Origin of the sequence: uncultured Caballeronia sp. (assembly GCF_964243625.1) — a bacterium.
In the GTDB taxonomy this organism is placed as follows: Bacteria; Pseudomonadota; Gammaproteobacteria; order Burkholderiales; family Burkholderiaceae; genus Caballeronia.
The window spans coordinates 1-8,616 of record NZ_CAXTGZ010000237.1 but is presented as its reverse complement, the minus strand read 5'-3'; the positions used below and the strand labels follow the sequence as shown (position 1 = coordinate 8,616).

Here is an 8,616-nt window from a genome sequence, read left to right as displayed (position 1 = left end):
CGGTGCTCGTCACTGCGATCTGGGGACTGAACTTCTCGATCATCAAACTCGGGCTGAAGTCTGTCGATCCGTTCGTGCTCGCGGGCATCCGCTTCACGTTATGCGCACTGCCAGCAGTGTTTTTCATCCGCCGGCCGAAAGTGAAGCTCTCCTACCTTATCTCTTATGGACTGGTGTTTGGCGTCGGTTTGTGGGGGGTCGTTAACCTGAGCATCGAGGCAGGATTGTCGGCCGGCATCGCCTCGCTGCTCCTGCAGATGAGCGCATTCTTTTCTATCCTGCTCGGTGCCGCGACGTTCCGTGAATCTATATCGAAGTTTCAGTGCGCCGGCTTACTACTCGCGTCGCTTGGCCTGGCTTGCGTGGTCACGCTCACTGACGGCAGCGCGACATTTGCTGGCATTGTTTTGATTATTGCCGGCGCGGCCTCATGGAGCGTCGCGAACATCGTGATCAAGAAATCCGGTACAAACGAGGTGCTGGCGTTTCTGGTGTGGTCAAGTCTGTTTTCGCCAATTCCGTTATTCCTGATCGCCTGGGTCGACCATGGCACCGCGGCCTATGTCCAGACCTTCGCACGAATCGACGGCAGGGCGATTTTTTCGATCTTTTTCCAGGTCTACCCAACCACGCTGTTCGGCTACTGGATCTGGAATTCCCTGCTGAAGAAATATCCGGTTTCGACAGTCGCGCCATTGTCGCTGCTGGTTCCCATCTTTGGCATGCTCGGGTCGATGATCGTGTTCAGCGAACATATCGGCGTAACGAAGTTGCTGGCAATGCTGTTTATCGTGCTCGGGCTCGTGACAGGCCTTTACGGACGGCGGTTGAGCGCCGTTCTGATTAGTCGGCAGATTCGTCCGTGACGCAATGCCTGCCAAAGCCCTGTTGAAACATCCAAGTTCGCATGGCAAGCGACCGCACTGGGTCGAGCGTGTGGGACGAAACACCGGAATCGCAGCACGGAGCGCCAAAATTACGACGCCGCGCGGGTTGAGCTGTACATCCTGCCAATGCTGACAACAACCAACTGTTATACGAATATGGTGAGCTTTCGTAAATTTCGGTTTGCATACTAACTCTCCACTACCATGCGTGCTTAACTCACCACTACTGCGCCGTTGCCGCCCGTCACCATCGAGCGACACATCGTGGTCAATATCGGATAATCATTTCACTAACGACTGATGAGCGCATCCCTTGTGCTTCTGGATGCCGCAAAAACATTGAGGCCTTTAGATACGCATGCCATCATGCCGTTCGAGACCAACGCTTGTCGCAAGGAACATGACAATGATTTCACACGTATTTGTGGGTGTTACCGACTTTGATCGTGCCTTTACATTTTACTCGGCAGTTCTGGGAGATCTGCGACTCCAGTTAAAGTTTTGCGAAAGAGATAAACCATGGGCGGGCTGGATGGCAGAGTCCGCCCACCGTCCTCTGTTCCTGATCGGCCGGCCATATGACGGCGATTCGGCTCGATGTGGAAATGGCCACATGATCGCGTTGCTTGCTCCTGATCGTAGCGCAGTCAATTGCGCGCACGCCAGTGCCCTCGCGACCGGAGGCTCATGCGAAGGCGTACCCGGCTTGAGGCCCCAGTATCACCCGCACTACTACGGCGCATACTTTCGAGACCCGGACGGAAACAAGATTTGCGTTTGTTGTCACGACGCAATGTAGCCGTAGCGAGAAACGCAAGTGCAAGACATCTGCTTCAGCCGTCAACATGACACGCCGCCGCTCTGCTTTTCTTGCGCTCTATAGCGAGACCTAAAAATGGGCGGCGTGAACGATCAGTAAAAGAAACCTTCCGTCCAGCGCTGGAATGAACTCAAGCGTCCCTCGCTTTGACTCTCCAAAGTAGCTCGATCAAACGTGCTGCTTTGCAAATTCATCAATCGCTAGTTTGTATTGAGTCGCGGAAGTTCTGCAAGGTCGCCCTTTTGCGCCTTCCCGACAGTCAATGGTTTAACGTTGCTGCGGCAAGGCGAATACCCATTCCCACAAACGTCGCTCCGACGACGCGGTTAAGCCAGCGGCTTACTGTCGATCGCTTTCTGAAGGAATGCGCCACCATGGCGGCGCAGCATGCCACCACGGAATCATTGAGAAATCCCAGCAATACCATCACGCTGCCGAGCACAAAGAATGCGACGGTTTTGTGCGGGCTGCTCGTTTCAACAAACTGGGGTAAAAACGCGATATAAAAGAGAGCTACCTTCGGATTCGTTACGTTAGTCACGAATCCGCGCAACAACAACGCCCCGAGGGAAACGCGGGGAAGCGGCAGCGCGCGATCGACGACTTGCACGTCGCTTCCGATCAAAAGCGTACTAATGCCGAGATAGATCAGATAGATTGCGCCGACCCATTTGATGACGTCGAAAGCCGATGTCGATTCCGCGAGTAGCGCGCTCAGACCGAATGCGCACGCCATCGTGTGGACACAGCCGCCCAGCGAGACGCCCAGGGCGGAGAAGACACCTGCCCGCCTCCCGTGCGCAATACTGTGTCCGACGACGTAGGCCATGTCAGGCCCAGGGGTGAAATTGAGGAGGGTAACAGCGCCCACAAATAGCGGAAATGCGTTTATGCCGAGCATGATCATCACGATGTTCAGAATTAACGGTGAGAATTCAATATCGGGTGAAGTAAGTCAAGCAACATTGTTAGTTGGCTTGTCGGGTTGTCGGCTTGCTTGGTTGGTCACCTGGCATTGCCAGATGAAGAAATCGCATTTGCTTTAACACTTTTTTCACTTGCATAGGAGAGCCGCCAACGCGGTGACTGCACTCGCTCAAGAATGGCTTCCCACTCTGCCTTCGGTTGATGATATTTGTTGATCGTAATATGCTCTAACGCGATCGTGTTCCAGCCATCCGCGAAGAGTCGACAAACTGCGCTTTCGTCAAAGCATCGCTTCGGCTGTCCGTTCACCAGAAAATAATTCAGTTCGATTTCTTCGCATCCATCGGCACCAAATTTTTATCCGCAGTAGAGTTCAAACGGCATAGCAGTACCCCACCTGGTCGTAGCGCCAATCGCACACGATCCACGATCGACACCGTTTCTTCCCAAGCGAAATAGTGAAGCGACAGACTTGCCAACGCAACGCCCAGGTCTGTGGCATCTTGGGGAAGTGGATCGCGAACACCTCGTCGTTCAATGCTCGCAGAGGGTACTCTGATTTTGATCGCCACTACCGCGGCGCGTCACCGGTCAAAGCCTATCAAGCGCAGACCTGCTTTCCCCAAGCTCGCGGTGTCGTCGCCCTAGCACAGCCGATCTCAAGTATAGGCCGCTCACCGGCGCGCGCAATTATCAATGTCATCCATTGGTCTAGCCAAGGATCGGGGAACATGGAGGCTATCCTTAAGACGGCATTTGAAACGATTTGCGCTGCCCGTTGAAGGACCGGACTGAATCAACGCCGATGTTCTCGGACCGACCGGGAAGGGTCAATCGGCCCACCGCGAAGCAACTATTCACCAGACGCCCGGATCCCCCAGGGGTCAAATGCAGATCTGCCAAAGAAGCTTGATTTATGGAATGACTAGTCTTAATATCGGTCCATGATAAAGAAGCCCTCAAAACCTGCCCCCCTTTCCTCCGCCTCCCCCGAGCGAGGACGTCCTCGCGAATTCAATATTGACCACGTGACACAAGCGGCCGGCCGTGTTTTTTGGGAACAGGGTTATCACGCTACCTCCATCGAGACGCTTTGCAAGTCTACCGGCCTCTTTCGAGCCAGTCTCTATAGCGCTTTTGGCGACAAGCATGGCCTTCTAATCGCCGCTTTCGATCAATATGCCGAAGGTGCGGTATCACGCTTGAGAGAGAGGCTGGAAGATGGAAGGTCTCCGCGCGAAGCCATGCGCCACGCGTTGCTCCACTACACGAAAGTCTCTGCGAGGTTGTCGGGACGGCACGGCTGCTTCATTACGAACGCAGCCGTCGAACTGCTGCCAGCGGACGAGGCGTTGCGTCCGCACATTGAAACGACATTGCGTCGGATCGCAACGTATTTGGCTGCTGCCGTCATTCGAGGTCAGAAGGCTGGCGAATTCAATCCAGCGCTGGATGAGCATTCCGTAAGCACATTTTTATTATGTGTCATCCAAGGGTTTCGAGTTCTCGGTAAGGTGAGTTTCAAAGAGAAAGATCTCATCCCGGTCGTCGACATGACAATGCGCGCCCTGATCTAAAAATTTTTTCTCATTTCTGGAACGATCAGTCATGAATAAGCCAGCACCATTCTTACCGGTGTCATCCGCTCTTGAAACCGCACCTGCTGCGGTCCTCCACGCGAGTTACGGCGGCTACCGAAAAGGCGTACTGTTCTGTGTAGCCGCCACGGTATTGATGGGCATCATGTTCCCTGTCATGACTGACGCGCTCACGCACGTGGACCCGTTCACGTTCACTTCGCTGCGCTACCTGATCGCCGGCGCCGCGTTTCTGACGCTGCTTTTGGTCAAGGAAGGCAGAGGCGGCTTGCGGGCAGACGGGGAATCGCTACCGCTAGCCTGGCTGCTGGGTTCGGTAGGCTTCTGCGGATTCGGCTCGTTCGTTTTTCTCGGACAACAGCTCGCGGGCCCGGAGGGCGCGCTCACCGCGTCCATCATGATGGCGACTCAACCGATGATGGGATTGCTCTTGAATTCAATCGTTCGAAAGAGCAAGCCTCCTGTGTTTTCGTTTATGTTTATCGTAATGTCATTTGCGGGCGTCTCGCTTGTAGTTACAAAGGGAAACGTGGAGGCTTTATTACGCGAGCCACAGCACTTTTCGGCCAACGCGTTAATCCTGATAGGTGCACTCTGCTGGGTTATCTACACCTTCAGCGCATCGCATTTCAAAAGCTGGTCCTCACTGAAATACACAACGCTGACGACATGCCTGGGACTCGCGACAATCGTCGGCCTTAACATATTGCTTTTCGCGTTGCGCGTTGTTCCCGTACCTTCGGCTGCACAGCTATGGGCGATCGCCCCTCACTTGCTGTATATGGGCCCGATTGCGGGTTTCGTTGCAATCCTCTTCTGGAACCTCGGCAACCGGATGCTTACTCCCCTCAATGGCGTGTTATTCATGGATGTATTGCCCATCACGACATTTGCCGTCTCGGCTCTTACAGGCGTGTTGCCCGGTCGTATGCAAATCGTCGGCGCGTGCATGACCGGTGCCGCGCTAATACTAAACAATGTGTATTTGAGGCGCCGTGCCCGGCATGCTCAAGCGGCACGCTGATGCGATTGCAAGGCATCCATACTTGCGGATTGTCCTTGTCAGGCCGCGCTTCTGGTTGCTCGCCCACCCACTTGGACCGCCCCGTCCACGTAGCGAGCCAAGAGCAAACACGGACGTCCGAGCGCATCGCCCTGTAACAGCGTGATGGTCCGTTCAAGTACCGAGGCAAGCGCGCCGCGCCGCCACCCCGGTGGCGGCATCTTCCAAATGCGGCTCCAGATGGTTGAAATTGCGCCCGGCATAAATATCGTTATTGTGATGACAGTATGCAAACACACCCGCAACGCCATGTTCGCGGCTCCAACTGGCAATTGCCTTGAGATCGGGGTTTAAGGCATCCAACGCGATTTGCCCCTTCATCTGTACCAGCAGCTTTGTGCTTCCGACCGATGCAAGTCTGGGAATTCCGATCAGAGCCGTCGGTTCGACGCGAAGCAAACGAGCTGTTTCGGTAACAGCCTGGCTCAATATCGGACATGGTTGCGCCCTCACGCCGACGAAAATACCATGGTCGAAGCGCTCCGCCTCCAGGACATGTCGGTGCATGCCTGTAACGAACTGAGTCCGCCAGCGTTCTGGGTAGCGTTCAAAGAAAACCGCGCTCGCTGCAAGCGTCGCATGCAGGCAAAGAGGGCTGCGCGTATGCGGGTAGTAATAATCGAGTTGCGCGCCAGCAGCATCGGTTTCTACAGATACCGTAGCGTTCGCATCTTGCTGCCTGGCAAACTTCAGCCGTTCCGGTTCAGCCGCGAGGTGCGAGTCCTCGACTACGATCGCTGCGTTGCCGCTCTCGTCATTACTGCCGAAGCAAAGGAAACGATGGACATTCATGAGGTCGTCTTCAAAGTCGGAAATTTGCGCACATCAAGCATGGAGGGTGGCTAAAGCGTCACCTGACCGGCACCTGACGGGTACACCGTCTATTCGATGACACATGCCGTCGCAGCTATTCCTCAAAAACGGAACAAAGCATTACGTCGCAGATGTGCTCAATCAATCCAGTTGTATAACGCGGTGAAGTGAAATCACCGATTCGTTCGCAGCGTCGTAAATGCGATGTCGCGAGACGTCACGGGTTGCCATTTCGCCCGTGCAGCAGGAACGCCGGACGCTGGCTCAAGCGCTCAAAATAGGCGTGCACAGCGGGCAGATCCGGACGCTCCATTGGCGTCATATACCACCGGTTCGTGGACAGTCCCAGCACCACGTCGGCAAGCGTAAAGCCATGACCCGCTGCGAATGCGCCGGTTTTTTCAAGCTGCGCGTCGAGCATCCGCATGTGTCGATTCCAGTTGGCGACGCTCGCAGCAAGCACGTGTGGATCGGTGTGCGCAGGACTTTTGCGAACCAGCGCCATGAAGGCAAAGCGCCACGCGTTGTTCAACTCCGTGGCCTGCCAGTCCATCCATTGCTCGACGCGCGCCCGACCTTCAGGATCCGTCGGCAGAAGGTCGCTTCGGCCGTTACGGCTCGCGAGATATCTGCAGATGCTGTTCGACTCCCACAGCACGAACGACCCATCCTTGATCACGGGCACCATTGCATTGGGATTCAGCGCCACGAATTCTGGCGCTTCAGTCGACCTGAAACCTGAACCCCATTGCTCGTGCTCATAAGTCAATTCCATCTCGGCACACAGCCAGAGCACTTTGCGCACGTTGATGGACAAGGACTTACCGAAGATTTTGAGCATGGTAGTCACCTCTTTAACATGGCCGTTCAGGATGGAATGATCCGCGCGGTACCGGAGACGCGGATCGAACTGCCCAAGGCCGGCGTGATTTCCGCTCGCAGGCAAGAACGCATACCCATGTCTTCACCTTGAACGACCTCGATGGCACCCGCATGCGGCCACCGGATGTCGCGCAGGTACCCGGCGAAAGCAGCCGTTGCTGCGCCGGTTGCCGGATCTTCGTACACGCCACCATACGCGAACGCATTGCGCGTGTTGAACCGCTGCTGTGTCTCAGCGTGCCCCAGCAGGACGGTTGTCCATCCTTCCTGGATCATTAGCTCGCGACCAGCATCGAAGTTGTACTTCATCGCCGCCAATGTCCGGCGGCTCTCTAGCATCAGCACGAGATGATCTGCACCTGCATGAATGAGGGCGGGCGGGATCCTGGGGTCCAGGTCGTCGTCCGTGAAGCCGAACAGACGCAGCGCCGCGGAGACGAGCAGGGCCGGCGCCGTGCTGCTGCGCGTGGGCGGAGATTGCAGGGTGGCCAGGATGAGGTTGCCGGTGAGCCTTGCCTCGACGGTTATCTCAGCGTGGTTGAGCACGAGGGCGAATGCACCGTCGCCATGCCTCAGTGCCAGCGCCGCGCCGAGGGCGATGGTTGCATGTCCGCAGAACGGCACTTCTGATGCCGGTGAAAAGTAGCGAACCCGCCAGCTACTGCCAGCCTCAGCGGCAAAGACCGTCTCGGAGAATCCAACTTCCGCTGCGATTCGCTGCATTTCGGTACTCGTCGGAAGTTCATCGGCAATGACGACGCCTGCGGGATTCCCCCCGGCGTCCCCGTCTGAGAATGCAGCAATCTTGAGGACATTCATTCGTTGTTCCCTGTTTCCTGATGTGTCAAGCGAGACAGCATGCCGTAAGCGCGTCCGCCGAGCGAGCGCAGCAACATTGCATTTGCTCCGAGCACGACGGCCTGACCTTCGATCAACGCTACCCGAGGGTCGCGCGGCACGACGCCTTTGGAGGAAAGCCGATCCACGTCCATGTTGAGGCCATGGAAGAACACGTCAAAGGTGTGTTCCCAAGCCTTCTTTAAAGCGGCGTCTCCGTGCGCTTAGCGCAAGCAATCGCAGGCGGCAAATTCTGTGATTATCGTCGTATCCATCCGAGCCAATAAGCCGCCGTAGCAGCAAGCAACCGCCCCATCTTCAATGACTATCGTACCTCCGCGCAGCAAAAGCCAACGCCTACCATATGGACGCACTCACCGATCAGCGTGCGTACGGTCGCTCACTCGCGCAGCGACGCTTGGCCGGCGCAAAAAAGCGTATTCAGGCGTGCGGCAATCCCAGGCGGAAGGCCATTCATAGTAGAGGTCTGGCAAATCTATATGGTTTGCCGGCCAATGTTAATATCCAATTCGAAATTGGACCTACGGACGGAACCCGACATGGCGGTGACTGCAACGCTGGACAATCTTGGTTTCCAGGCCAATCCCGACGCTTCCGAGCCACTCTACGTTCAATTGACTGTGGCCCTCGCTGACGCAATCCGTACCGGCCGCATCTGAGTGGGGTCGCAATTGCCATCAGACCGCTCTTACGCCGGGGAACTGGGCGTCAGCCGTACCACCGTCACTGCCGCCTATCAAGAGTTGAAGGCCTGGGGCCTGGTACGGG

The 8,616-nt window shown here is 56.0% G+C and carries 10 protein-coding genes; 5 read left to right on the top strand and 5 right to left on the bottom strand.

All coding sequences use genetic code 11. The annotated features are described in order from the left end of the window. The first annotated feature begins 2 nt into the window (after nt 1–2). Nucleotides 3–866 carry an EamA family transporter gene (locus tag ACFFAR_RS16955; protein WP_375508164.1) on the top strand — a complete coding sequence of 288 codons (864 nt, stop codon included), beginning with the start codon at nt 3–5 and terminating at the stop codon, nt 864–866. Between the two features lie 427 nt (nt 867–1,293). Further along, nucleotides 1,294–1,686: a VOC family protein gene (locus tag ACFFAR_RS16950; RefSeq protein ID WP_174363641.1), complete on the top strand. Its 393-nt coding sequence runs from the start codon at nt 1,294–1,296 to the stop codon at nt 1,684–1,686. A 280-nt stretch (nt 1,687–1,966) separates the two neighbouring features. Here ACFFAR_RS16950 and ACFFAR_RS16945 read toward each other — a convergent pair whose 3' ends face one another. Further along, entirely contained in the window at nt 1,967–2,608 is a 642-nt protein-coding gene (locus ACFFAR_RS16945; RefSeq protein ID WP_174363645.1) for a LysE family transporter, read from the bottom strand. 970 nt (nt 2,609–3,578) lie between these two features. On the opposite strand from ACFFAR_RS16945, the gene ACFFAR_RS16940 reads away from it, so the two are divergent. Together ACFFAR_RS16940 and ACFFAR_RS16935 are read left to right on the top strand one after the other, a co-directional pair. Continuing rightward, nucleotides 3,579–4,211, top strand: a complete 633-nt coding sequence (locus ACFFAR_RS16940; RefSeq protein ID WP_174363642.1) for a TetR family transcriptional regulator C-terminal domain-containing protein — start codon at nt 3,579–3,581, stop codon at nt 4,209–4,211. Nucleotides 4,212–4,242: 31 nt separating this feature from the next. Then, nucleotides 4,243–5,256: an EamA family transporter gene (locus tag ACFFAR_RS16935; RefSeq protein ID WP_174363643.1), complete on the top strand. Its 1,014-nt coding sequence runs from the start codon at nt 4,243–4,245 to the stop codon at nt 5,254–5,256. 153 nt (nt 5,257–5,409) lie between these two features. On the opposite strand, the gene ACFFAR_RS16930 is transcribed toward ACFFAR_RS16935, so the two are convergent. The 4 genes from ACFFAR_RS16930 to ACFFAR_RS16915 all read right to left on the bottom strand — a co-directional run bounded on the left by ACFFAR_RS16930 (nt 5,410) and on the right by ACFFAR_RS16915 (nt 7,982). After that, nucleotides 5,410–6,087 carry a PhzF family phenazine biosynthesis protein gene (locus tag ACFFAR_RS16930; protein ID WP_375508163.1) on the bottom strand — a complete coding sequence of 226 codons (678 nt, stop codon included), beginning with the start codon at nt 6,085–6,087 and terminating at the stop codon, nt 5,410–5,412. Nucleotides 6,088–6,325: 238 nt separating this feature from the next. Then, the gene (locus ACFFAR_RS16925) at nt 6,326–6,949 is read right to left on the bottom strand and encodes a glutathione S-transferase family protein (protein ID WP_062001772.1); all 624 of its coding nucleotides are present in this window, start codon (nt 6,947–6,949) and stop codon (nt 6,326–6,328) included. A gap of 26 nt (nt 6,950–6,975) precedes the next feature. Then, entirely contained in the window at nt 6,976–7,809 is an 834-nt protein-coding gene (locus ACFFAR_RS16920) for a PhzF family phenazine biosynthesis protein (protein ID WP_375508162.1), read from the bottom strand. Further along, on the bottom strand, nt 7,806–7,982 hold the full coding sequence (locus ACFFAR_RS16915; protein ID WP_375508161.1) for a hypothetical protein: 177 nt from the start codon (nt 7,980–7,982) through the stop codon (nt 7,806–7,808). The genes ACFFAR_RS16920 and ACFFAR_RS16915 overlap by 4 nt, the downstream gene beginning before the upstream one ends. Nucleotides 7,983–8,507: 525 nt before the next feature. Here ACFFAR_RS16915 and ACFFAR_RS16910 point away from each other — a divergent pair. Beyond that, nucleotides 8,508–8,616, top strand: a 109-nt coding sequence (locus tag ACFFAR_RS16910; RefSeq protein WP_375508165.1) for a GntR family transcriptional regulator, incomplete at its 3' end; no start/stop codon positions are given.

Excerpts from the sequence above, each read along its gene's own strand:
- ACFFAR_RS16950 (WP_174363641.1), top strand. The coding sequence starts at position 1,294 with ATGATTTCACACGTATTTGTGGGTGTTACCGACTTTGATCGTGCCTTT.
- ACFFAR_RS16945 (WP_174363645.1), bottom strand. The coding sequence starts at position 2,608 with ATGCTCGGCATAAACGCATTTCCGCTATTTGTGGGCGCTGTTACCCTC.
- ACFFAR_RS16940 (WP_174363642.1), top strand. The coding sequence starts at position 3,579 with ATGATAAAGAAGCCCTCAAAACCTGCCCCCCTTTCCTCCGCCTCCCCC.
- ACFFAR_RS16935 (WP_174363643.1), top strand. The coding sequence starts at position 4,243 with ATGAATAAGCCAGCACCATTCTTACCGGTGTCATCCGCTCTTGAAACC.
- ACFFAR_RS16930 (WP_375508163.1), bottom strand. The coding sequence starts at position 6,087 with ATGAATGTCCATCGTTTCCTTTGCTTCGGCAGTAATGACGAGAGCGGC.
- ACFFAR_RS16925 (WP_062001772.1), bottom strand. The coding sequence starts at position 6,949 with ATGCTCAAAATCTTCGGTAAGTCCTTGTCCATCAACGTGCGCAAAGTG.
- ACFFAR_RS16920 (WP_375508162.1), bottom strand. The coding sequence starts at position 7,809 with ATGAATGTCCTCAAGATTGCTGCATTCTCAGACGGGGACGCCGGGGGG.
- ACFFAR_RS16915 (WP_375508161.1), bottom strand. The coding sequence starts at position 7,982 with ATGGACGTGGATCGGCTTTCCTCCAAAGGCGTCGTGCCGCGCGACCCT.